The organism is Elusimicrobiota bacterium, assembly GCA_016788905.1.
In the GTDB taxonomy this organism is placed as follows: Bacteria; Elusimicrobiota; Elusimicrobia; order FEN-1173; family FEN-1173; genus JADKHR01.
Genome location: JAEURZ010000013.1, coordinates 59,646 through 83,851 on the forward strand (window position 1 = coordinate 59,646; position 24,206 = coordinate 83,851).

At 54.2% G+C, this 24,206-nt stretch carries 17 protein-coding genes; 2 read left to right on the forward strand and 15 right to left on the reverse strand.

Annotated features, from left to right (window positions below; all coding sequences use genetic code 11):
• Nucleotides 1–4: 4 nt before the first annotated feature.
• The 4 genes from JNK54_06700 to JNK54_06715 form a co-directional block, all read right to left on the reverse strand.
• Complete coding sequence (locus JNK54_06700) at nt 5–1,021, reverse strand: glycosyltransferase family 4 protein (protein ID MBL8023955.1); 1,017 nt, start codon at nt 1,019–1,021, stop codon at nt 5–7.
• Nucleotides 1,022–2,528: 1,507 nt separating this feature from the next.
• Complete coding sequence (locus tag JNK54_06705; GenBank protein MBL8023956.1) at nt 2,529–3,278, reverse strand: WecB/TagA/CpsF family glycosyltransferase; 750 nt, start codon at nt 3,276–3,278, stop codon at nt 2,529–2,531.
• 235 nt (nt 3,279–3,513) lie between these two features.
• On the reverse strand, nt 3,514–7,017 hold the full coding sequence (smc, locus tag JNK54_06710) for a chromosome segregation protein SMC (GenBank protein MBL8023957.1): 3,504 nt from the start codon (nt 7,015–7,017) through the stop codon (nt 3,514–3,516).
• A 172-nt stretch (nt 7,018–7,189) separates the two neighbouring features.
• Nucleotides 7,190–7,663: a DUF2914 domain-containing protein gene (locus tag JNK54_06715; GenBank protein MBL8023958.1), complete on the reverse strand. Its 474-nt coding sequence runs from the start codon at nt 7,661–7,663 to the stop codon at nt 7,190–7,192.
• Nucleotides 7,664–7,748: 85 nt separating this feature from the next.
• Here JNK54_06715 and waaF point away from each other — a divergent pair, with 85 nt between their 5' ends.
• Nucleotides 7,749–8,744, forward strand: a complete 996-nt coding sequence (gene waaF, locus JNK54_06720; GenBank protein MBL8023959.1) for a lipopolysaccharide heptosyltransferase II — start codon at nt 7,749–7,751, stop codon at nt 8,742–8,744.
• A gap of 16 nt (nt 8,745–8,760) precedes the next feature.
• Here the strand turns inward: waaF and xseB are convergent, their stop codons facing one another.
• From xseB to JNK54_06775, 11 genes are all read right to left on the reverse strand, one after another.
• Nucleotides 8,761–8,985 carry an exodeoxyribonuclease VII small subunit gene (gene xseB / locus JNK54_06725; GenBank protein MBL8023960.1) on the reverse strand — a complete coding sequence of 75 codons (225 nt, stop codon included), beginning with the start codon at nt 8,983–8,985 and terminating at the stop codon, nt 8,761–8,763.
• A gap of 1 nt (nt 8,986) precedes the next feature.
• Nucleotides 8,987–10,330 carry an exodeoxyribonuclease VII large subunit gene (gene xseA, locus JNK54_06730; GenBank protein ID MBL8023961.1) on the reverse strand — a complete coding sequence of 448 codons (1,344 nt, stop codon included), beginning with the start codon at nt 10,328–10,330 and terminating at the stop codon, nt 8,987–8,989.
• Nucleotides 10,327–11,115 carry a hypothetical protein gene (locus JNK54_06735; protein MBL8023962.1) on the reverse strand — a complete coding sequence of 263 codons (789 nt, stop codon included), beginning with the start codon at nt 11,113–11,115 and terminating at the stop codon, nt 10,327–10,329. The genes xseA and JNK54_06735 overlap by 4 nt, the downstream gene beginning before the upstream one ends.
• 52 nt (nt 11,116–11,167) lie before the next feature.
• The gene (locus JNK54_06740) at nt 11,168–13,612 is read right to left on the reverse strand and encodes a M1 family metallopeptidase (GenBank protein ID MBL8023963.1); all 2,445 of its coding nucleotides are present in this window, start codon (nt 13,610–13,612) and stop codon (nt 11,168–11,170) included.
• A gap of 3 nt (nt 13,613–13,615) precedes the next feature.
• Nucleotides 13,616–14,368: a hypothetical protein gene (locus tag JNK54_06745; protein ID MBL8023964.1), complete on the reverse strand. Its 753-nt coding sequence runs from the start codon at nt 14,366–14,368 to the stop codon at nt 13,616–13,618.
• A gap of 11 nt (nt 14,369–14,379) precedes the next feature.
• Complete coding sequence (gene clpB, locus JNK54_06750) at nt 14,380–16,962, reverse strand: ATP-dependent chaperone ClpB (GenBank protein MBL8023965.1); 2,583 nt, start codon at nt 16,960–16,962, stop codon at nt 14,380–14,382.
• Nucleotides 16,963–16,967: 5 nt separating this feature from the next.
• On the reverse strand, nt 16,968–17,522 hold the full coding sequence (locus JNK54_06755; GenBank protein MBL8023966.1) for an aminoacyl-tRNA hydrolase: 555 nt from the start codon (nt 17,520–17,522) through the stop codon (nt 16,968–16,970).
• A gap of 26 nt (nt 17,523–17,548) precedes the next feature.
• A complete protein-coding gene (locus JNK54_06760) occupies nt 17,549–18,268 on the reverse strand; it encodes a 50S ribosomal protein L25 (protein MBL8023967.1) in 720 nt (239 codons plus the stop codon).
• 29 nt (nt 18,269–18,297) lie between these two features.
• On the reverse strand, nt 18,298–19,236 hold the full coding sequence (locus JNK54_06765) for a ribose-phosphate pyrophosphokinase (GenBank protein MBL8023968.1): 939 nt from the start codon (nt 19,234–19,236) through the stop codon (nt 18,298–18,300).
• Nucleotides 19,237–19,255: 19 nt separating this feature from the next.
• Complete coding sequence (gene glmU, locus JNK54_06770; protein ID MBL8023969.1) at nt 19,256–20,599, reverse strand: bifunctional UDP-N-acetylglucosamine diphosphorylase/glucosamine-1-phosphate N-acetyltransferase GlmU; 1,344 nt, start codon at nt 20,597–20,599, stop codon at nt 19,256–19,258.
• Nucleotides 20,600–20,708: 109 nt separating this feature from the next.
• On the reverse strand, nt 20,709–21,089 hold the full coding sequence (locus tag JNK54_06775) for a hypothetical protein (GenBank protein MBL8023970.1): 381 nt from the start codon (nt 21,087–21,089) through the stop codon (nt 20,709–20,711).
• A gap of 258 nt (nt 21,090–21,347) precedes the next feature.
• On the opposite strand from JNK54_06775, the gene acnA reads away from it, so the two are divergent.
• Nucleotides 21,348–24,074: an aconitate hydratase AcnA gene (gene acnA, locus JNK54_06780; GenBank protein MBL8023971.1), complete on the forward strand. Its 2,727-nt coding sequence runs from the start codon at nt 21,348–21,350 to the stop codon at nt 24,072–24,074.
• The last annotated feature ends 132 nt before the right edge of the window (nt 24,075–24,206 follow it).

Genomic DNA, 24,206 nt, shown 5'->3' on the forward strand with positions numbered 1-24,206 from the left:
CTGGTCATGCAACCACAGAACCACCAAACCCGTGATACAGATCAAGTAATTTTCGAGATTCGGTTTCCCAGTTAAACCGACTCTCAATAAGTATACGCCCATTATTGCCCATTTCTTCGGCTTGATCAGGATGAGCCATGATCCATTCAATGGCCTTTGCAATTTGAATTGGAGAAAGCGGATCGACACAGAGTCCGCATTGATTTTCTAAAACGAATTTCTTCCAATGTGGGAAATCAGAGGCAATCACCGGTATTCCAGCCGCCATATACTCAAAAAGTTTATTCGGTTGGGATTTCGTGTGATTTGGGCATGGATGAAAAAGAACCAAACCCACAAGCGATTGGGACAAAAGATCCCCCACCTCTGCCCGACTTATTAACCCTTTAAAAACAAATCGATTATTCTTTTTAACTTTCTGTTCTATGGCCTGACATAATTCAGGAGGCAAATCGCCCGCAATGTGCAAACTTAAACCTAATTTTTCCGGAAGCAATTCGACGGCTTCAATCATTTCCATCAAACCGCGCTCTTTCGATATCACTCCGACATAAGAGGCTATAGTCCCGTTGGCGTTCCTTTGGTGGGTGTTCTCATGGATAAGGTCAGAGAGAAGTGGGAAATTCTGAACAAGCACTGTTTTTTTTGAAGAAAATTTTTCTCCAATGCTCGGGGTCGCGACAACAATCCCTGAAAAGAAAAAAGAACAAACTTTTTCAAGAAAATAAAACAAAACACCAACGGATTTTCTAAAAAGGATGGGCATCCAATCACGGCTGAGGATTGCGGCCGAATAGTCTTCATGAACATCATAAATAACTTTTTTTCCAATAAGCGCGAATCCAACTCCCGCCAACAATAATTCCGGATCATGAAAATGAATAATTTTTGCCCCCGTTTTAAGAGCCGCCAGGGGAGCGGTAGTAAGCGAAGCCCACACTCGGCCAATTCGACCGCGGATCTTCTTCAATCGGACGATATGAACCCCCCCCATCTCTTCACTGGTCGTATGTTGAATCACCAAATGCGTTTTAAAACCCGCAGACGCAAGAGTAAGACATTCCTTGTAAAAGATTCTTACATCCTTGACAGGGTGGGCTGTTGAAAGATGACATACTGATAAAGGGTGGGACTGCTGATTCATTAAAATAACACTTGTTGTGAATTACCTGTTTATCCTTTTTCGAATAAGTAATAATTAAATAGACTTTCTTAAAACCGCGACAACCGCAGGCCCAAGTCATTTAAACTATTCGCAGCCCTACGCTTTTCGGAAAATTATTGGGAAATTAATCGTGTTCGTTCATAAATTCTAACATACTAATAGCGATAAAGGGCCAAGAACGCCCCCATGGAGAATCCAAATAGTTTACAATGGGTAATCCTTAGAAGGGAGGAGCAGGCCCCGCCTGGCCAGGAAAAGCAAGGACGACTGGAAACTTTATATTGAACCCGCTTAAAGCCATGAAAATCCCGAAAGTAACCCAATTTTTAATCTTTTTCATTGCCCTTGGGAGCACCTTTGTTTACTTTTCATTTTACACGAAGCGCCTCCATTGGACAAAGGTGACAGAACATGCGGGGTGGGGCCAGCGAGATTCCGCAGGTGAAGTCGTTTTCAATAATAAAATGTGGATTATTGGTGGCTGGGACAGTTCTTTCACTCCAGGACTAAGGGATGTTTGGAATTCTCAAAATGGGTCGGAGTGGGAACAGATAAAGGCCACCGCCAGTTGGACCCACGGGGATTTATCAACAACATTGGTATTCCAAAATAAAATATGGCTTATGGGGGGGTGGTCAGGGGGGAGGTTGCCAAACGCGTCGGCCTCGAACCAAGTGTGGTCTTCCTCTGATGGAATCAAATGGAACTGTGTTAGCGGAAACGCCGAATGGTCGCCACGCTTTGGCGCAGCTGGGGTCGTCTTTAAAAATCGAATGTGGATGATGGGTGGGACGGGAAGATATTTCGATGGCGAAAAAAGCGATTTAAAAAATGATGTGTGGTTTTCTGAGGATGGAGAGCGATGGGTCTGCGCTACGAAACAAGCCCCATGGGAGGGACGTGCTTTTCATTGTGCCTTAGTGTTCGACAATAAGATTTGGGTCATGGGGGGAGGAAATTATTTATCGGCATATGAGGCAAGAAACGATGTTTGGAATACCGAAGACGGATTTCACTGGAATAGAATCACGAAAGCCGCGAGATGGCCAGGCCGAATCTGGTTCTCTGCTGTTGAATACAGAGAGCGGATGTGGATTCTTGGGGGGTGGTCGAATAATCCACTAAAGAATTGGAATGATGTTTGGTATTCTCGCGATGGTTCGAATTGGAAAAAACTCTCGACACCTTCCCTGTGGCCAGAGAGACATGAACAGTCCTGCCTCGTCTATGACGATAAAATTTGGGTGATGGGAGGAAACCAATACCCCTTAAAAAATGATGTGTGGTATCTTGAAATCCCTCAAGGAGAATTTAGATGATGGAAGCCATATTGCAGGCGAATAGGCTAACAGATTTTCCTCATTCAGCGGTCCCACCTTGCGCTATTCCTAGTTATTTTAAATACAAAGATAAAGAGGCGGAGCATACGACCGGCTCGTCGAGGTTCTTGAAAAAGGCGGAAGAGCCATTCAAAACCGGCGGCGCGCATCCACCGGGGAGCGCGGTGAAGGCGCCCGGAGAGAACATCAAAACTCCCCCCCACGCCCATCACAACTTTGGCTCCGAGCCCATTCAAATTGGTGTGAATCCAACCGTCTTGGAAGGGGGTGGAAAGGGCAACAAACAAGAGGTCTGATTTGGACTTGGCAATTTGTTGGATAACCGTTTCCTCATTTTTTCGATTAAAATACCCGTGGTGGACGCCGGAGACGCTAAGTCCGGTGTGTCGATTGGCCAAAACTTTGGCCGCCGATTCGGCGACCCCCGGGGCGGCGCCCAGGAAGAAAACGCGCCATCCCCGTTCCGCGGCTTGGGCACAAAGGGTTTCGAGCAAGTCGATGCCGGATATTTTTGTCAAACGCCGACCCTTAAGCAGGGCGGCCCCAATAACACCGACAGAATCCGGGACAACCAGATCCGCGGATCGAAACGCCGCGAGAAGAGCGGGATCCTTCTCCGCGGCCATGATCATGAGCGGATTCGCTGTGATAATCTGATGGACTTCGTCGCTTTCCACATAAACCTTAACCCGCTCAATCACCTCTTTTTCTGTCAGTGTGTCGACAGATATTCCCGCAATGGGGACGCGAACAGACACAGGAGATGATCTCATACGCATTGGATCCGGTCGATGATTTCCGAAAAGGAAGGGCAAGACCAGAGCGTCAAAAAGGGATGGGGGAATAACAACCCTTGATTTCGTGGAAAAACCTGGGGAAGGCTGTGTATCGATCTCCAAACGGATTTAGTTAAACGAATCAAATAGAGGTCGATTTTTCTAAAAGAAATCACATTGTTTTGCATAGAATGTCCACAAAACAATGACATACTATGCAAAAATCCTAGTATTAGTCCTTTTCGGTACCAGAAAGAACAGACTCGGGGCTTCGGGTGGGGGCACGGTTTTCCAGAGTTTTTAGACGTGCGGAAAGAATGCGGGAGACGCCCTGGACCTCCATCGTGACCCCGTACAGTGTGTCGGCGGTTTCCATGGAACGCTTGTTGTGGGTGATCATGATGAATTGGGACTGATCAGTGAAAGCCTTGATCAGGGTAATAAAGCGAGTCACGTTGGCTTCGTCTAAGGGCGCGTCGACTTCGTCCAACACGGCAAAGGGCGCGGGCCGAACCATAAAGAACGCAAAAAGGAGCGCCACCGCCGTAAGCGCTTTTTCGCCGCCGGAAAGGAGCGTGATGTTCATGAGCTTTTTCCCTGGCGGCTGGGCAAAAATATCAACGCCTGCATTGAGAATGTCCGCCTCATCGGTCAGCCGAACATCAGCTTCCCCGCCGGGGAAGAGCTGACCATAGATGTCCTTAAAGTTTTCCCGAACTTTATCAAACGTTTCTTTAAAGTTCTGACGGGTGGAAGCGTTAATTTTCTGGACGGTGCTCAGCAAATCCTCTTTGGCTTTTACGAGGTCCTGCTGTTGAGAAAGGAGGAAATTATAGCGCTCTTCTAATTGGGCGTGCTCTTCTGGTGCCGCCAGGTTCACGGGCCCAAGTCCTTCCACTCGTCGACGCAGTTTCTCTAATTCAGCTTGAGCCACAGCCTCCGTTGGAATGGGATGGGCTTCCCGCGCCTCGGCCAAAGTGAGGGTGTATTTGTCTTTCAGGTGTGTTTCCACGGACTCTCGACGAAATTCCGCGTGGCTGTGCTGAAGTTTTTTCTCGTGCAATTGATTTTGCATCTCCTCCGTTTGTTGCCGGAGGTCCGACAGGGTTGTTTGGGCCAATCCCAACGATTCGGCGAGCACGCGACGTTCCGAGTGAACCGCTTCGAGTGCGTCATTGGCTTCCCGGCGGTGGGTCATGAGCTCCACAATAACGCGCGCGGCTTCTTCCTCGATTTTTCGCTGCTCCTCCACGCGGAGAACGGATCCCTCCCGCTCCTGAACCTTCACCTCCAGGCCGGAGACCAACCCTTGACGTTCCGTCTCCACGTCCGTCAATTGTTTTTCTTTCCAGCGCAAACGCTCTTCGTGTCCGTGGGCCCGTTCTTTGGCCACCGCCAGTTCCGAGGACGCCGTAAACGTTTCCGCTTGCCGTTCTTTTAACGACTCTTGAATCATCCCCCACTCATTGCGAAGGCGGGTCTCTTCGCCCTTCAAGCCCTCCAACTGGGATTCCAGAACCTGGGCAGATCCCCGGGCTTGCGTTTCACTCCCCTGCGCTTTTTCCATCTCTTTACGGATCAGCTGAATTTCTTCTTGGAGAAGAGTTCCCTGCCCCCGAAGCCGCACCGCCGCCTGAGACGAAACATTCGCCCGCACACGCGCCGATTCTAATTCTCGACGAGAACTTTCCAAATTCTGGGCCGCCACGCGCCGGGCTTCTTCGGCAGAACGACGGGACTCCTGCGCGGCCACAAGCCCAGCGGTCAGGGTGGAAATTTCCCGGGACAAATTCTCCCGTCTCAGCGCATCAAAAACAGGCCCCGAAGAAGACTCCGCCCCCCCCTCCAGGATTCCCTCTCCGTAAAGTGTTCCCTCGGAAGAGATCCAGCCGGACAACAGATAGCGCACCACGGGCTCAAACCGCATGTCCACACGCACCATATCCAGGAGCGCCCGTTGACCTACCGATACCGCGGCCCCTGGGGCCCCGGAAGAAAGTCGGTCCAAGACCAACACCCGCGCCCGTCCGTGAGCCCCTTTCGCTAAGAAATCGATTGCCGCCCGGGCGTCCTCCAAGGTATCAGCCACCAAATCGTTCACGTGGATTCCAAGCGCCCGGCGAACGGGAATTTCATCCGCCGTTGAAACCGAAATCAGACGCCCCACAGGGCCATGAATCCCTGCCAAAGAAGCTCCCAACACCGCTTGGGTCCCGCGGGCGTAAACATCGGAGGACTCCCATTCTTCTTGGGCGTCCAATTGAGCCTGGGTTCGAAATAAATCTTCTTGGGCCCGCGCCACGGTCGTTTGGGACTCCGAGAGCCCACGGTCCCGTTCCGTCCGATCCGCTTGGGCCGCGCTCACCGAGGCTTCCGCTTGCGAAAGTGCCGTGGAAGAAGACAGGACATCCGCTTCCGCCGTTGTCAACTCGGCCGACAACTGGGCCAACCGTTCCTCCGCCTTGGCCAACTCCTTTGTGTGAACTTGGAGTTGGGCTTCCAAACGAGATTCCAGTGACCGTTGGGCCACCAAATCGTTATTGAGTTTGGTCCGATCCTGGGTGGTCTTCCAGAGGGCGTTCTGAATCTCCGTTGCCACGTTCTGAACACTCGTGAGGAGACCCGATTTTTCAGTGTAAGAGGCCTCGGCCGCGGCCAAAACGCCCGCCGACTGGCGGAAATTCTCCGCCTCTTCCGCGAGGGATCCTTGAATTTCCTCTGCCAATTTTTTCAGCTCTTCCCGACGGGAGCGGCCGTGGTTTATTTCTCCATCCAAAATCAAGTCCCGATGCGCAATCTCCGCTTGCCGTTCCCGGGCAGTGGCCTGGCGCTGTTCCGCCAAACTCACTGATCCGTCAATCTCGGAAAGGCGTCGGTTCATTTCAACAAGTTTTTCCCCAAGCTGTGTTTCTTTCCAGCGCAAGTCGGTCAAATCCGCTTCTTTCTGGCTTGTTCCTGCGGTCTTCGTGTGAAGATCATTTTCCATCACCATCATGGCTTGGCGCATGGATTCCATCTGTTCTTCGAGTTGTTTTGATTCAAAAAGGGCGTGGGCAATTTCCAGAGATTTTAGATTCTCTTGGATTTTCTGATAGGAACGGGCCTTACGGACCGCCGCCTCAATTTTATCCATCTGTTCTTTTGTAAGGGCAATGACGTCCGATAATCGGTCCAGGTCCAACTGGGTACGGTCCAAGCGGCGAAGGGCTTCCTCCCTCCGGGCCTTGTACTTCGATACGCCGGCGGCTTCCTCAAAAAGTTCTCGCCGTTCTTCCGGCTTGGCTGACAAAACATATTCCACCCGGCCCTGTTCAATAATCGAATAGCCTTCTTCTCCGATTCCGGTATCGAGGAAAAGCTCTTTAATGTCCTTCAAGCGGCACTGGGATTTGTTTAAAAAATATTCGGACTCTCCGGACCGGAAAAGCCGACGTGTGATGGTCACTTCAGAATAATCGATGGGCAACCGGTTTTGAGAATTGTCAAACGTCATGGAAACTTCTGACAAGTTGGACGGGGCTCGGTTCGCTGACCCGTTAAAAATAACGTCCGCCAACACCTTGGATCGGAGAGATTTAGCGCTCATTTCCCCCAAACACCAACGCAGGGCATCAACAACATTGGATTTTCCACACCCATTTGGACCAACGATGGCCGTCACGCCCTTTTCAAACTCCAGGCGCGTGCGCTCGGCAAATGATTTAAAACCAACCATCTCAAGACGTTTTAAGTACATCCTTGACCATCCTTTTCCATTGGGTTGCTGTTTGTGTCAGGGGAGTAATCGTTCCAACGGGCATATTTTACCTAAGACGGGCCTTAAGTCAAGGAAAGATTCCCCATTGAGAGAAAAAAACACCCCCCTGGCCCGCGTGGCGCCAGGGGGGGAATTCAATCGGATATTTTCTTTATTGTCCTTCGACGGACGGCATGGGATCAGGAGTTTCCATCGATGCAGAAACCGTAAAGAGTTTCGACTGAATCACCTTGCCCCCCTCGTCCTTCACTTCGACCTTCCAAGCCCCTGGCCAAACGGTTTTGTGGCTCCAGGTGGTCCAGGGAGATCCTTTGATGGCAAGAGGAACCGAAACGATTTCTTTTCCATCAACAGAATACACGTGATGAATCGTGGTGGGAACGGAATCGGACTTGATCTGGGTCAGATAATGGACGGAAACAGCCGTATCAAAACTCTCCGCCTCTCCCTCAATAGTACGGGTTTCCCGATCGACACCACTCCCCAGAGCGGATTTGATCACGAGAACGGAGGAGATCCCGTCCGAAACGACTTCGGGAGCTGGGGTATTCGCCACCCCCTTTTCCTCCGCCACAACGAGAGACAGACCGAGACAGGAAGCAAACACAAAGGCTAACTTTTTCATAGAAAACTCCTCCTCTAAACATGAAAATGGTCCCACGGGGGTACATTAGCAAGAAAAATAAAACAAAACCAGGTAGAATCTCCCTATGACGAAACGCGTATTGGTTCGCGCACCGAACTGGCTGGGAGACGCCATCATGGCCACCCCCTTTGTGAAACGGCTAGCCACCCGCTCTCCCGGTATCGAAATTGACGTTTTGACCAAATTGTCCTTGGCCTCCATTTACCAAGGCGCGCCGGGAGTGGCGAATGTCCTCCCGCTGGATTCAAGGGAGAGCCCCTGGGCCACCGCTCGGAAACTTCGTTCCAAAAACTACGAAGCCGCTTACGTTCTCCCCCCATCTTTTTCCGCCGCTCTTTCCCCTTGGTTGGCCGGGATTCCACGACGGGTGGGATACGCCGGACAATTTCGCCGCGGGCTATTGACGGAATCCCCCGTTTTGGATGAACGGTTTCACTACGTCCGACGCTACATGGGTTTGTTGGGAGAAGCAAACAAGTCCGTGGGTGTCGAAGATCTTTTCGTTCCGCGAACGACCGAAAAAGAAAAAGAGCAATTTCTAAAAAAAGGAGTCGATCTGGGATCCGGAAAAATATTGGCGGTGGCCCCCGGTTCGAGGGCTCCGGCGCGCCGGTGGTTTCCGGAACGCTTCGCGGAAGTGATCGACGGATTGGGGCCCGAATGGGCGACCGTCCTGATCCTCGGCGCTCCCGAAGATCAGCCTTTCGCTGACGACGTCGCTCGTCTGTCCCGTCGTCCCACGCTCAACCTTTGTGGCCAAACCTCGATTCCCCTGGTGGCGGACCTCTTAACCTGCGCCACCGTTCTCCTCACCAACGAATCGGGCCTGATGCATGTGGGGTGGGCTGTGGGCGTTCCCCTCGTGGTGCTGGCGGGGCCGTCCAATCCACGGCTCACGTCTCCCTTCGGCCCCCAGGTCCGCGTGATCCAAACCGACCAAGTTCCCTGCGTCCCCTGCGTCCGAAACGAATGCCCTCTTCGCGGCGGGGACCATCAACTCTGCCTCAAGAAAATTGAGGCAAAAACGGTAATCGAAACCATCGATTCCCTTCTGCATTAAAGAAAAAACTTCCCCCCTATTCCGCGTCCTCTTTTTCCGTGGACTCTTCTAATTTTTGCATGACCCGTTTGACCTGAAGGTCTGTGTCGCGCAACCGCTTCTGACAAAATTCAATAAGTTCCGCCGCGCGTTTCACTTTTTCGGAAAGCTCGTCCACATCAATTTCCCCTTGGTCCATGGCTTCAAGTATTTTCTGAAGTTCATCGTAAGCCGCGGCGTAACCTTCCGTCTTTTTAGTCATATCAATCCTTCCTCAGCCCCAGGATGTTCGCGGTCACCACTCCATCGGAGAGCCGCGCCTCAAAAAATTCTCCCGCCCGCACAGAACGAACACTCTTCACGATCCGCCCCCCGACGTAAAGCAAACTGTAGCCTCGCGCCAACATTCGCCGCGGATCCTTCAAAGCACATTCTTTGTGGAACAAATCCATTTTTTCGGATTGGGATTTCAAGAGCGATCGCGCGCCACCCGACAACCGGGCCGGGGTGTTTCTCACTCTCTCTCGAAGAACGGTCAGATGGCGGCGGGCCGCGGCCCGCAACACGTCCCGGCCCCGGGACAACCGGTCGCGGTGTCCCTGAACCGTATTCCTCGCGCTCACCCGCCAATCCTGCGCCGCCTCTGTGAGAACCCGGGATTCCCGTTCCAACCGCCCTGTGGCGGTTTCCCGGACCGTGCGCCAGGATTCCACCAAGAGGTTCTCAAAGTCCCGGGCCCGCTCGATCAGCGTTTGGGCGACCGCCGTCGGGGTCTTACGGCTGATGTGCGCCACCAGATCCGTCACAGACAGATCAATTTCATGACCGATCCCCGTTAACACCGGCTTGGGGCAAAGGGCCACCGCCCGGGCCACTTTTTCTTTATCAAACCAGATCAGGTCTGACCGGGATCCCCCACCGCGCACCACCACAATGACTTCCACCGCCGGATGGCGCCCCAGGAGCACGAGTGCCCGGGGGACGTCGGTCTCCGTTTCGGCCCCCTGCATCCGGGCGTCCACACAATACAATCGAAACGCATACCCGGAACTTCTCAGCTCTTCCACAAAGTCATGATAAGCGGCACTGCCTTCCGATGTCACCAACCCAATGTCCAGGGGAACACGGGGAAAGACCATCTCCCGATTTCGATCATACACACCGGTCCGTTGGAGCGATTCAATGAGTTCACGACGAGCCCGTTCCATATCCCCCAATGTGAAATGGGGATCCACATCCAACACTTTGAGTTGCAGGTTGGCCCGGGGCCAGTAAAAATCAATTTTGCAGAGAAGCTTTACTTGAAGTCCGTCCTGGAATTTCAGGTCACCGGCCACGTCTAGGAGCTTCGCCTTCATGGCGTTGTGAACATCCCCCCACACGAGGGCCTTGATCCCCGCCTTCACTGTGTCGCTGCCCGATTCCTTTTCAATCAATTCGAAATAGATCTGTCCCCATCGGCGCTGGCTCGCCTTGGTCGCGTCCCGGTCATACCCCTGCACCTCACCCACCACCCAAAACGCGTCTGAAAAACTTTCTTCCAAAGCCACCCCAATGGCCCGGTTCACTTGACTGACGGAAAGCGGTTTGGTTTCGTCGTTCATCATTGTCCTTGGGCCAACGTCAACAACCACCGAGCTTCTTGATCCCCATCAGACACCTCATCGTACCCCGTGGTGTTCAGCGGTCGCCCCTCCAACCACCAACGGGCTCCGCGGTTCAAAAGGGCGGAAGGACATTCCACGTGGAGCCGTTGGAGAAGACGACGAAGATTGTCCGGTCCCGCGGTGCCAATGTCCTTACCCAATCCCGAGAAATCAAACGCCGCGGGGACAATTCGCCAGCGCCCCCCCTTTCCAAAAATATCCAAGGTCAATACCCATTCGGTTTCCGTCACCGTTTTTTGGAGGGATTTCCCCTTCCCCATTCCCACGGGGATCCCCGTGGAAAGCATAACGCCCAAACCCGCAATTTTTCTCCCCATCGAGGCTTGTTCCTGAATGGTCCGAACAGTTGAAGTGTCCTGCCGGAGGTTCACAACGGAAAACAGTTGTAGGCGGGAAAGGGGGAGAGGTTGAAGGTGAGCGGGAACGCCCACCCGAAATTCCACGCGATCGCCCTCAAAAACAAGCCCCCGGACCGCCTGAGGTCCTGGCAAATGAACGACAGCCCCTTTTTCGATGGCGATGGCCTGGATCCCAGCGGCCTCCGCCGAACGCACGAGGGTTCGGGCTTCTTCCTCAGAAAGATCGTCTCCTAAAAAGCCCCAAGCGTGGCGAGCCAAACGCTGGGCATCCAAGAGAAGAATCTTTTTTTGAGAAGCGAAGAACCGACCCAAAACACCCGAATCGACCCCGGCCGGGTCAGAAAGGAGAACCGTCCAGACCGTCATTTATTTATTTCCATCTCTCTCCCACTGCAAAAAAAGGAGGTTAAAGAATGGGTCACTTTTCTTTCTTTTTGGGTTCGTCTTCGATTCCTTTTTTCAGTTTCTCTACGGCTTCTTCGGCGGTCCGAAGAAGGCGGCCGTCTCGGTCTCCGGTGGTTAATTTCTTAAGGGCGGGAATCGCCCGTTCGTCTCCGATCTGTGTGAGCCCTCGTATCACCGCCATCTGCACCAAAAGGTTTGGGTCTTCAAGCAACCCCATCAAGTGATCTTGAACATCGGTCCGCCCCAATCCCACTTGGGCCAAACATCGGATCGCCGTCATGCGCCGGGTTTCGGGGACGCCATAGGACGTGTGCTTTTTGAGCCGGACCACAAGATCCGCTGGTTTCATGGCGGTCAGGGCGTCCAAAGCTCCCGAACGAATCACATCGTTCCAGGAATCCATCCGGAGAGAACGTTCAATCAGGTCCATCACCAACGGATCCCCCTGGCGGGCCAAGGTCCGAATCGCCTGGTTAAAAGCGAAATAACTCTTCTCTTGTCCATGGGTTTCAAGAAGGCGATCCCGGACCTGAATCTCACGAAATTCGCCTAAGGCGAACAAGAGGGCCCGGCGTGCTTTGGGATGTTCCACCTCGTGGTGGGCACGCAGGAGCGCCTGGGCGGCGGCGGGGGTTCGAATTTGCCCCAACGCCTGGGCCATTTCCCCTTGAACGTGCCAAAACTTTTCGGCCAAAATAGCCTGGCCGAGAGCCTCCACCACCGCAGGCCCCCCCACTTTTCCGAGCGCCTTCGCGGCGGCTGCGCGCCCCAGCGCATGGGGATCCTGGGTCAGTTGACGAATCCACATCTCCTCTGATTTTGGAAAATCTACCTTTTTCAGGATCCAATGGTCCGGATCAAAAAGGACAACGTCCGGTTCCTTTTTTAGTTTGAAATGAAAGAGATGGGATTTCTTGTCCAAGGTTTCTTTAAACCGTTTTTCCACTTTGCCCCATCGAAAACCGAACTCAATGGGCACATGGAACAGTCCCGTCTCCCCGTTCGTCGCTTGGGTTTGAAGGACTCGAACCACCGCTTCCTTTTTTCGGGAATTCCACCAATAACGAACCTTGAACTCCGGATGGCCTGCCCCATACACCCATTGGTCAAAAAACCGCGACAGGTTCTTGCCCGTGGCTTTCTCGATGGCGTCCAGCAATTGGCGCGTCTCTACGGTACGGCCTTTGTTGTCCCGCACATAAACCCCAATGGCTTTCCAAAAATCCCGAGCCCCCAAGAGTCCCCGCAACATATGGAGGACCAGAGAACCTTTTTCGTAGAGATGGCGGTCAAAGAGATCGGAAGGCTGCTTGTACACTTTCGTCACGATGGATCGACGGTAATGATCCCGATCCTCCTCGAAATAGATTTCTCCGTTGTGGAACAGTTCCACGGCGAATTCCGCGGGCCCTTTGTCGAATTCCGTAAAAAGAGCTTCGAAATAGGTGGCAAAACTTTCGTTCAACCACGCGTGGGACCAGTCTCGACAGGTCAGAAGATCACCAAACCACTGATGGGCCAACTCGTGGGCGACCAAGGGGTCCGACGAAAAATCCAAATGGGCCCGCTCGTCATGGAGTGTCAGGGATGTTTGGGTGGTGGCACTGGTGTTCTCCATGCCCCCGTAGATAAAATCCAGGGCGGCCACCTGGGCGTATTTGGGATAGGCGTAGGGCACGCCGATCTTCTTGGAGAAGAATTCCATCATTCGAGGGGTCTTGCCGAACGCTCGACGGGCGTCCTCTTCACGTCCCTTGGGAACATAGTAAAGAACGGGCTTCCCCCGCCACGAATCTTTGATTTCCGAAAACTCCCCCACCGCCAGGGTAACCAAATAGGTGGCGTGGGGAATTTCTTGCTTCCAATGGAAAAGGGTCTCTCGCCCTTGGGTCGATTTTCGAACCAGACGACCGTTGGACACCGCGGTGAATCCCCGCGGCACGCGCACGATCATTTCGGTGGTGGTCCGATCCTGTGGGGCATCGTGACAGGGGAACCAATACCGCGCGTATTCATCTTCTCCCTGGGTCCAGACTTGGACTGGTTTCGTGGGATACCCGCGATCCGGACCGACAAAGTAAAGCCCCAGTTTGGGCCGAGTGACCTTGTAGGACACCACCAGGTCCATCCGTTCACCACTTCGGGCGGGTTTGGAAAGATGCACGGTAAGTTTTTTCTGGTTGTAATCAAAACGGAGCGGTCGATTTTTCACCCGAACAGACGCCACCTTAAAGTTGACGGCATCAAAAACCAAGGTTTCCGCCCCCTCCGCTAACACACGAACGGTTGTGGTGCAAACGCCCTGAAGGATCTTGCCGGGGATATCCAAGCGAAGATCCAACCGGATGTGTTCGGTATCAAACGTCCGATCCGGGGCGTACTGGGGTTCAGACCCTTTTAACGTAAACCGTTTATCAAATTGGCCCGCTCGTTTGCATTCGAACAATTGTTCAATCATGGATTATTCTCCTTGAGGGGTGTGGGCCGAGAACGTCATCAGCGTGTCATCAATGTACGAATTGTAGAGGGTCTCTTGGACGCGCATCACTTCCACACGTTTTCCCTCCGCGTTGAACCTGGTCCACACCCGGGCGGTGGTCAATAGATTTTGATGGAGCTCGTGCCCTTCAAAAAGATAACTTTCGCTTTCAACCCCGGTCCCATAGACCACCCCCCGAAGGAGGGGAACCGTGGTGTCCAAAAACAGCACAAAGGGGGAGGGAAAAAAGATCTCCCCTCGCCGAACAGGGTCCAGCTCCACCCGTCGTACCAATCTGTTTTGAAAATAGGCCGATCCCAAATAACGCCCCACCGGTGACGGGGTCAGGAGTGGAAAGGGAGCTAACCCCCAAAACGCGCGACGGCGCGCTTCCTCCACGCGGGAGTCTCGGACCTCCACATCGGTGACAGGAACGCTGTCCCGTTCCACCCAGGAAACGGAACCCACCCAAACCGTCCACCGCCCCTCCGGGGTGTCCAAATCTTCCCGAATCTCAAAGACATCCCCCCGCCGCTTTAACCGTTGACGCCCCTGCCACGTCACGACACCCTGCTTGGATGGGCGCGCCAAGGAAAAGGACCAATCCACCGTTTCCACACGGGCGTAGCGATCCTCCCCCCCCGCCTCTTTCAGACACGTACGAACATAATCCATCTTCTTCGCGGACAGGAACAAAAGAGCCAACAGGGGAAGGAAAAACAATCGGCGCGACATGGCGAAAGGCGCTACTTCTTTTTGCCCGTGCGAAAAACGAAATCTCCGGTGGGGGAAGCGTCCACCTCAATAGGATCGCCATCTGAAAAATCGCCGGACAAGAGTTTCCGGGCCAGCGGGTCAATGACTTCTTTTTGAAGGGCCCGTTTCAAGGGTCGGGCCCCGTAATCCGGATCAAACCCATCCTTCGCCAGGGCGGACTTGGCGGCCGGGGTCAGCCGAATCGTCATACGACGTTCGGCCAGTCGTTTTTGTAAGTGCGCCAATTGAATATCCACAATTTGAGCGATTTGGTCTTCCGATAAACGAGAAAAGATTAAAACCTCATCAATCCGATTTAAAAATTCCGGTCGGAAATGGCCACGAAGGGCGTCCATCACCTTGGCCCGGGCCTCCTCATCCGAGGACGCGTCCGTTAACCATTGACTTCCAATGTTGGAGGTCATGATGACCACCGTGTTTTTGAAATCCACGGTTCGACCTTGACCATCCGTCAACCGGCCGTCATCCAATATCTGAAGAAGGATGTTAAAAACATCCCCGTGCGCTTTCTCAATTTCATCCAAGAGGAGAACCGCGTAAGGCCGCCGCCGCACCGCCTCCGTTAATTGGCCGCCTTCTTCGTACCCCACATATCCTGGTGGGGCACCGATCAACCGGGCCACGGCATGTTTTTCCATATACTCCGACATATCCAACCGCAAGAGGGCCCGCTCGTCGTCGAAAAGGAATTCGGCCAGGGCACGGGCCAACTCGGTCTTCCCAACGCCGGTGGGGCCCAAAAAGATAAAGGACCCCATCGGTCGATGGGGATCCCCTAGCCCCGAGCGCGATCGCCGGATCGCGTCGGAGACGGCGCGAACAGCCTCCGTCTGGCCCACCACACGGTCATGAAGCTTGTCCTCCATTTTCAACAGCTTGGCCACTTCCCCTTCCAACATCCGGGACACCGGGATACCGGTCCACTTGGCCACAACCTGCGCAATATCTTGCTCATCCACCGCTTCTTTCAACATAGCCGTAACTTTTTGAAGGCCCACCAAACGCTCTTGCGCGGCCTCCCATTCTTTTTTCAGGCTCGGCAATTTCCCATAACGGAGTTCAGCCGCTTTGCCCAGATCGCCACCGCGCTCCGCTTTTTGCTCTTCCCGGCGGGCGTCTTCCCATTTTTCTTTGGCGTCACGGATTCGCCCCAAGCCGGCCTTTTCGGCCTCCCATTGCCCTTTCATCCCGTCTGATTTTTTAGCCAGCTCCCCCAACTCTTTTTCCAACTTGGACAACCGTTCCCGACTGGCAGCGTCCTCTTCCTTCTGAAGGGCGCGCCGTTCAATTTCCAATTGAAGGCGACGACGCTCCACTTCGTCCAACTCCAAAGGCATGGAATCCATTTCCATGCGGAGACGGCTGGAGGCCTCATCCATCAAATCAATGGCTTTGTCGGGGAGGAACCGATCCGCAATGTAACGGTCGGAAAGAGTGGCCGCGGCCACCAGGGCACTGTCCGTGATGCGAACGCCATGGTGAAGCTCGTAGCGCTCCTTAAGCCCACGCAAAATGGCAATGGTCTGCTCCACGGAGGGAGGGGCCACCACGATGGGTTGAAACCGCCGCTCCAGCGCCGCGTCTTTCTCAATATGTTTTCGGTATTCATCCAACGTCGTGGCCCCCACGCATCGGAGTTCCCCCCGTGCCAGCATGGGCTTCAACAGATTGGCGGCGTCCACGGCACCTTCCGCCGCCCCGGCCCCCACCAGCGTGTGGAGCTCATCAATAAAAAGAATGACCTTTCCCTGGGCATCGACAATTTCTTTGAGCACCGCTTTCAGGCGATCCTCAAACTCACCCCGATATTTGGCCCCAGCGATCAAAGCACCCAGATCCAGTGACAAGACCCGTTTGGATTTAAGACTTTCCGGAACGTCTCCGGAGATAATGCGCTGGGCCAATCCCTCAGCGATGGCGGTCTTGCCCACACCCGGTTCACCGATCAGGACGGGATTGTTTTTGGTTCGACGGGACAAGACCTGAATCACCCGCCGAATTTCTTCGTCGCGCCCAATCACCGGATCCAACTTCCCCCCCCGCGCCGCCTCCGTTAAATCCCGGGCGTATTTTTCAAGAGCCTGGTATTTGGCTTCAGGGTTTTCGTCGGTCACGCGATGAGACCCCCGCAGTTCGGTGAGGAGTTGGAGCGCTTTTTCCCGAGAGAGCCCATGGGACTGAAGCAGGGAGGAAGCGGGGTCCCCCGATAACCCCAAAATTCCCAACAAGAAATGTTCGGTCGAAACAAATTCATCGTGAAAAGTTTGGGCCTCACCCTCCGCCTTCGTGACCACGTCACGAAAAGCCGGCGAGGCGGAGAGTTGGCCACCCCGGACCTCCGGAAGCTTGTCCAACTCGGAAGTGATTTTTGCGCGCAAACTTCCCAGAGGCACTCCCCCTTTTTCCAGAAGTTGGGGGACAATGTTTTCTGGCACATCCAAAAGAGAGGAAAGCAAGTGGAGAGGCGTGATTTGAGCGTGGTTCTTTTTTTCCGAAATCGCCTGAGCGCTTTGGAGGGATTCTTGAGCTTTGAGGGTGAATTTTGTGGCCATGGGATTTAGCTGGGGAGACCGTTAAAATGGTTCATGGCCGCGTCCACTCCTTCCACCAACACCGCGTTCAACGCGTCAGCGGCCTGGTCGGCCAACTCGGCCAAAAGGGTCGTATCGACCTTCTTCAGAACAAAAATTTTCGGGTCCATTCCTGGAGGGACAGGCCCCACCCCAACACGAAGCCGCGCCACCTCTTCGGTGTTAAACGACTGAACAACCGAATTCAACCCGTTGTGTCCCCCACAACTCCCTTTCCGTCGAATCCGAACCCGACCCCAGGGAAGGGAAAAATCGTCACAGACCACCACGATTTCCGAGACGGGGATCCGCCACCAGGCGGCCGCCCAAAAGACGCTGGCACCGGAAATATTCATCAGGGTCTTTGGCTTGATGAAACGAACATCGCCTTTCCCTGCCGATTGAACTTTTCCTTTTTCGTCCTTCCAGCTCAGTTTCAGTCGCCGCGCCAAAACATCGAGCGCCTGAAACCCAATATTGTGGGGCGTGTGGTCGTATTTTTTTTCGTCGTTCCCAAGCCCAACCACCAAACGTGGAATCATGGAACGCTCCCTTCCCTGAAATTAACTTATTTTTTCTCCTTGCCCGCTGGCGCGGCTTTGGCTCCCGCCGCCGGGGCTTTGCCCCCAGGAACCGCTTCGCCTTCCTCCGGTTTCTTGCCCTTTGCAATGACTTCGGGCTCCGTTCCACCCGCGGCCACAGCGCCGGCCACCGGGGTCGGGGCCACTTCTTCTTCCACAGGCGCCACAATATTCAACACCAACCCCTCCCCCTCTGTAATGCATTCCACGCCCGCGGGCAACACAACGTCTTTAACTTTAATCCCCTGGTTCAACTGCAGTTGGGACACATCCACAGAAATCCCGTCCGGAATATCGGCCGGAAGGCAACGCACACGAAGGTTTCTCAAAATGTGTTCAAGAACACCCCCGCCGATTTTAACACCAGGAGCTTCCCCCATTACGAGGAGCGGCACATTGACTTCAATCATTTTTTTCATGGAGATTCTCTGGAAATCCAAGTGAATGATGTTGTGTGAAAGGACATCGCGTTGGACATCTTTCAAGAGAACGATTTCCCCGTTCTCCCCCACCGTCAGGTTCATGAGAACGTTGGCCCCGTGCCCTTTAAGCAACTGGGTGAAATTTTTCACATCCACCGACATAGTGATCGGCTCTTTCTTCTCACCGTAAACGACCCCAGGCACACGCCCACTTTCTCGAAGCTTGAGAAGATCGCCTTTTGTAGACAATTCCCGCTTTTCACCGCGGAGTTCAATGGTTTTCATCGGATAGACCTCGCTTAATTTCTAAAGTGTCAAACAAACAATTCACTGATGGAGCGCTCCACATGGATCCGCTGAATGGCCTCGGCCAACAGGGGAGCCACCGATAACACGCGGATCTTGCGCGCGTCTTTGTGGTTCAAAGGGATACTGTTCGTGATCGCCAACTCTTCCACGGGAGAAGCGTTTAATCGATCGATCGCCGGCCCCGCCAAAACCCCATGGGCGGCGGCCGCAAGAACACGGGTCGCCCCCGCATCCACCAACGCCTGAGCGGCCTTGGCCAGTGTACCCCCCGTGTCCACCAAGTCGTCTATAATAAGGGTGACCTTCCCTTTGACATCGCCGACCACATGCATGACGTTTGCCTCCCGAGGGGAAATACGTCGTTTGTCAATGATGGCCAGACCCGAATCCAGGCGTTTGGCAAACGCCCGGGCCCGTTCCACGCCTCCCGCATCGGGAGAAACAACCACCAAATTTCCCGCGGGGATTTTTTTCTTCTGGAAGTGTCCCACCAAAACAGGGTTCGCGTAGAGATGGTCCACTGGGATATCAAAAAATCCTTGAATCTGTCCCGCGTGCAAATCCATGGTGAGAACGCGATCAATCCCCGCGGCACGAATAATATTGGACACCAGTTTCGCCGAAATAGGAACGCGGGGTTCGGCTTTTCTGTCCTGGCGGCCGTATCCGAAATAGGGCATCACCGCCGTAATGCGCCAGGCCGAGGCGCGACGAAGGGCGTCCACCATCAACAAGAGTTCCATCAAGTTATCGTTGGCCGGATAGCTGGTGGGCTGAATGACAAAACAATCGGCGCCCCGCACATTTTCCGTAATTTTAACTTCCACCTCCCCATCCGGGAAACGACCCACGCTCGCTTCGCCTATGGTCGTTTTTAAAACTTTAGCGATTTCCTTCGCCAGCGCCGGGTGAGCGTTACCAGAAAAAAGTTTCAATGGAGCCACCATACGAATTCCCTCTTTTTTAGCCATGTTTTTGTCCCGTTTTCTCCGCCCGTCTTTTTTTGGCCCAGCCGCGTTTGATCACGGCGGGGGCCCGTTCCAGCGCCAACGAATGGGCGGGAACATTGTGCGTGAGGGTCGACCCCGCACCCACCACAGCCCCCGCACCCACACGAACCGGCGCGACCAAATTCACGTTCGACCCAAGGAAAGCCCCAGGCCCGACGGTTGTCGTGTGCTTCTTAAATCCATCGTAATTGCAGGTGATGACCCCCGCACCCACATTGACCTGGGCTCCCACGGTGGCGTCCCCCACATAACTCAAGTGATTGACCTTTACGCCAACGCCCAAGCGGGACTTTTTAATTTCCACAAAATTCCCCACGTGGGCCTCGCGACCGACCACCGCCCCGGGCCGCAACCGAGAAAAGGGGCCCACCCGCGCCCCCCGATCCACCCGCGCCCCCTCACAAAAACTCGCTTCCAACTGAACCCCGTCCGCCACCACACAATCTTTCAATTGCGTATTGGGCCCCACATGACAGTGACGCCCAATACGGGTGGCGCCCATCAAAAACGTGTTCGGTTCAATCACCGTGTCTCGCCCCACCCTCACGGAGGCGTCCACATAAGTGGAGGTCGGGTCAACAACAGTGACGCCATCGTCCATCAAGCTGTTGAGAACCCGCTGGTTCAACCGCCGCCCGGCTTCCGCCAGTTCCCGTCGATTGTTAACACCCAAGACCTCGTCCCCTTCCGAAAGTCGGAGAGCCCCCACGGAGCGCCCCCGGGCGACTAAAAATTTGACCACGTCCGTAATGTAATATTCGCCCTTCGCATTGTCCGGCTGAAGGGCACGTAAGCCCTCTAAAAGATCTCGAACTTGAAAGCAGTACGTCCCCGAATTTATTTCACAGAGGCCACGCTCTTCAGGCGAGGCGTCCCGATCTTCAATGATCGCCACCGGACGGCCATCCACACGACAAACCCGACCATACCCGGCCGGATGTGCAACGGTCGCTGTTAAAAGCGTTGCGGCATTTCTCTCTCGAACGTGAAGTCGACTCAACGCCCGAACCGTTGCCGAGCGAATCAGGGGCGCGTCACCACAAAGGACCAAAACATTTCCGCCCCGTCCCGCCAACCAACGGGAGGCCGGACGCACCGCATCCCCCGAACCTCGCCGTTTATTCTGAATAAAAAAATTGATTTCTTTCCGCAACGCCAATCGATCTTGAACAGCTTCAGCCCCGCGCCCAAGAACAACGCCCACCGCCCCACCCAAGGGAGAGACCGCGTCCAACACGTGTTCCACCAACGCTTTACCCGCAACCCGGTGCAGGACCTTCGGCACATCGGACTTCATCCGGGTTCCTTCCCCGGCCGCAAGAATGAGAACGCTGAGAGCTGTCAATGGAGTTCGATGCCGAAGTTCTTTGAGCGACGGGATTTTAGCACACTTTCTTGCTTCATGGCTAGGGGATGGGGTTTGAAGGCGTTGTCGGAAGAAAAGAGGACGTCTCCCCCTCTTCCTCTTTAACCCCTCGAACTCGAAAAACGAAATAGGCGGTCTCCCCGAAAATTTCGGGGGGGACCCCTCGGTGCTGGTTGTAGGTCAAAACCACCCGGCGACCCATCGTGTCTTCAATCAAAGGGACTACCTTTTCATCGCGAACCGTAAATTTAAAAATTTCCGGGACCGCCCCGGGCAGGTTCACCATGCTCAATTCACCTTCCCAGGTTTTAAATATCCATCCCTTCTTCGAAAATTTTTGAACAAAACCCGCCCGCTCTCCCGTCGAAAAAACGAAATGAAGGGATCCCCAACTCCAGAGACCGGCCAGAAGACCCCCCATCAACACAAAGAGGAAACCCCACAGGAGAACGGCTTTGATTATTCTTTGTCCAAGGGACGGTTTCACTTCTTCTTCAGTAACCGGAAGGGGTTCGTCTTGTCTTTCCATAGCAATCTCTCAATAAAAAAGGTGTCGACACCGCAAGGGACGGCCGCGGAGAGATTCTACCTGATTTTTTGGGGATGGGCATTCAAAAAGAAATCGATTGGTTTTAGTAGAATGATCTTGGATATAATCTTTTTAACGGAGTTTTCCCCTATGCCATCCAACGCTCTCAACAGTTTTGACACTCGTGCGACACTTCCCGGCCAGCCCTCTTTCATGCATTTTTCTCTCCCCGCCCTGGGATCCCGGTTGGGGATCTCCCTCAACGCGTTGCCCTACTCCATTCGCGTCCTGTTAGAAGATCTCCTTCGCACGGAAGATGGACGCCTGGTCACAAAAAGCGACGTGGAATCCTTGGCCCGCTGGACACCGAAAAACCTCCCCGCAAAAGAAATCCCCTTTATCGCTTCCCGTGTCTTGCTTCAGGATTTCACGGGGGTCCCTGTGGTGGTCGACCTGGCCGCCATGCGGGACGCCGCGCAAAAATTCGGCGTAGCCCCGGACCGAATTAACCCCCTGTTCCCCGTGGATCTGGTGATCGACCATTCGGTTCAGGTGGACCACTTCGGATCCCCCGACTCCTTTCAAAAAAATGCGGAGATGGAGTATTCCCGAAACCGAGAACGGTATACCTTTTTGAAATGGGGTCAAAAAGCCCTCCGCAATTTCCGCACCGTTCCCCCCGACACTGGGATTGTCCATCAGGTGAACCTGGAATACCTCGCCTCCGTCGTTGCCGTGGATCGACAGGGAGAGACCCCTGTGGCCCATTTCGACACGGTCATCGGGACCGATTCCCACACCACCATGATCAATGGACTTGGCGTTTTGGGATGGGGAGTGGGAGGGATCGAAGCCGAGGCCGCTTTATTAGGACAACCCATGTCCCTGCTCATTCCAGAAGTCGTGGGGGTGAAAATTGAGGGGCGTCTCCCCCCAGGATCCACCGCCACCGACGCCGTTCTCACCGTCACCCAACTCTTGCGAAAGATGAACGTGGTCGGAAAATTTGTCGAATTTTTCGGCCCAGGGCTATCGGAACTTTCCCTTCCCGACCGGGCCACCATCGCCAACATGGCCCCGGAATACGGCGCCACCGCGGGTTTCTTTCCGGTGGACAGCGAAACGTTGGCTTATCTCCGACTCACCGGTCGATCGGAAGAACATATCCAGCTGGTGGAAACCTATTGCAAAGCCCAAGGCCTTTTCCGCACCGACACGACCCCCACCCCTGCCTACACGCAGGTGTTGGAGCTTGACCTCCGTTCTATCGTTCCCTCCTTGGCGGGCCCGAAAAGGCCCCAGGACAGGGTACCGCTCAATGAATCCAAGTCTTCGTTTTTGAAGGCACTTGCCGCTCCGGTCAAGGAACGGGGTTTTGAACTTCCCGCCTCGGCACTGAAAAAGGAAGTCCCTGTCCACCTGAACGGACATCAGACCGTTTTGACCCACGGCAGCGTGGTCTTGGCGGCCATCACCAGTTGCACGAACACCTCAAACCCTTCGGTGATGATCTCGGCCGGTCTATTGGCCAAGAAAGCGGTGAACAAGGGTCTCCAGGTGGCCCCGCACGTCAAAACAAGCCTGGCCCCAGGGTCGCGTGTGGTCACGGATTATATGGACGCCGCCGGCCTGACACCTTATTTAGAAAAACTCAATTTCCATCTGGTGGGGTATGGCTGTACGACCTGCATTGGAAACAGCGGACCACTCCCGGAACCTGTTTCGAAAGCCATTAAAGAAGGGAATCTTGTTGCTGCGGCCGTTTTGTCTGGAAACCGAAATTTCGAAGGGCGAATCAATCCCCATGTGAAAGCCAACTACCTGGCGTCGCCCCCCCTCGTGGTGGCCTACGCCCTGGCCGGTCGGATGGACCTGGATCTCACCACGGAACCCCTGGGACACGGTTCGAATGGACCCGTTTATTTAAAAGACATCTGGCCAACCGCGGAGGAAGTGCGGGACACCGTAAAAAAGGCCCTTCGGTCGGAAATGTTTAAAACGCGCTATGAAGCCGCGGCGCAAGGCGATGACAATTGGAACGCCCTTGTCGCTCCCGAAGGAAGCCAATACACCTGGGACCCCTCCTCCACCTATATTAAAAATCCCCCCTATTTCGATGGGATGGGATTAGAACCTGGCGTCCTGACGGACATTCATGGCGCACGTGCCTTGGCGGTGTTGGGGGATTCTGTGACCACAGACCACATCTCCCCCGCCGGGTCCATTGGAGAAGAGAGTCCCGCGGGTCTCTATCTCATGGCTCAGGGTGTCACAAAAAAAGACTTCAACTCGTATGGGGCCCGACGAGGCAACCACGAGGTCATGATCCGAGGGACCTTCGCCAACATTCGGCTTAAAAATCATTTGGTTCCCGGCGTGGAAGGTGGAGTGACGGTCCATATTCCGTCGGAAGAGAGAATGTCCATTTTCGACGCTTCCCTCCGCTACGCAAAGGACCAGGTCCCGCTTATCGTTATTGCGGGGAAAGAGTATGGTTCAGGCTCGTCCCGAGACTGGGCGGCCAAAGGAACACGACTCCTGGGCGTTCGCGTGGTCATCGCCGAAAGTTACGAACGGATCCACCGTTCGAACCTGGTGGGCATGGGCGTCCTCCCCCTCCAATTCAAACCGGGGGAAACCCGCGAAAGTTTAGGACTGACGGGAAAAGAAACCTTCGCCATCGAAGGGATTGAAAACCTAACGCCCCGGAAAGAACTCAAGATTTCCACCCAAAGAGAGGACGGATCCATCCTCCACTTTTACGCCCTCGCGCGCGTCGACGCCCCCGTCGAAGTGGATTATCTCGCCCACGGAGGAATCCTCCCCGCCGTGCTCCGGCAAATCATCAACGCGCATTCCCCAAGGTCGAAAGAGTAATTTTCAATGGCGTTTTAAACTTATTTACGAGATTTTTTGCTAGCATTTCCGGGCACGTGAGTTCAAAGTGCCATTGCACCAAGCAGATATGAAGACCTGCGCTAAAATAGGCAGGTATGAAACCCTACAAAC

Bases quoted from the DNA above. Each gene is read 5' to 3' on its own strand.
- JNK54_06705 (MBL8023956.1), bottom strand. From the start codon at position 3,278: ATGAGATCATCTCCTGTGTCTGTTCGCGTCCCCATTGCGGGAATATCT.
- smc (MBL8023957.1), bottom strand. From the start codon at position 7,017: ATGTACTTAAAACGTCTTGAGATGGTTGGTTTTAAATCATTTGCCGAG.
- JNK54_06715 (MBL8023958.1), bottom strand. From the start codon at position 7,663: ATGAAAAAGTTAGCCTTTGTGTTTGCTTCCTGTCTCGGTCTGTCTCTC.
- waaF (MBL8023959.1), top strand. From the start codon at position 7,749: ATGACGAAACGCGTATTGGTTCGCGCACCGAACTGGCTGGGAGACGCC.
- xseB (MBL8023960.1), bottom strand. From the start codon at position 8,985: ATGACTAAAAAGACGGAAGGTTACGCCGCGGCTTACGATGAACTTCAG.
- xseA (MBL8023961.1), bottom strand. From the start codon at position 10,330: ATGATGAACGACGAAACCAAACCGCTTTCCGTCAGTCAAGTGAACCGG.
- JNK54_06735 (MBL8023962.1), bottom strand. From the start codon at position 11,115: ATGACGGTCTGGACGGTTCTCCTTTCTGACCCGGCCGGGGTCGATTCG.
- JNK54_06740 (MBL8023963.1), bottom strand. From the start codon at position 13,612: ATGATTGAACAATTGTTCGAATGCAAACGAGCGGGCCAATTTGATAAA.
- JNK54_06745 (MBL8023964.1), bottom strand. From the start codon at position 14,368: ATGTCGCGCCGATTGTTTTTCCTTCCCCTGTTGGCTCTTTTGTTCCTG.
- clpB (MBL8023965.1), bottom strand. From the start codon at position 16,962: ATGGCCACAAAATTCACCCTCAAAGCTCAAGAATCCCTCCAAAGCGCT.
- JNK54_06755 (MBL8023966.1), bottom strand. From the start codon at position 17,522: ATGATTCCACGTTTGGTGGTTGGGCTTGGGAACGACGAAAAAAAATAC.
- JNK54_06760 (MBL8023967.1), bottom strand. From the start codon at position 18,268: ATGAAAACCATTGAACTCCGCGGTGAAAAGCGGGAATTGTCTACAAAA.
- glmU (MBL8023969.1), bottom strand. From the start codon at position 20,599: ATGAAGTCCGATGTGCCGAAGGTCCTGCACCGGGTTGCGGGTAAAGCG.
- JNK54_06775 (MBL8023970.1), bottom strand. From the start codon at position 21,089: ATGGGGGGTCTTCTGGCCGGTCTCTGGAGTTGGGGATCCCTTCATTTC.
- acnA (MBL8023971.1), top strand. From the start codon at position 21,348: ATGCCATCCAACGCTCTCAACAGTTTTGACACTCGTGCGACACTTCCC.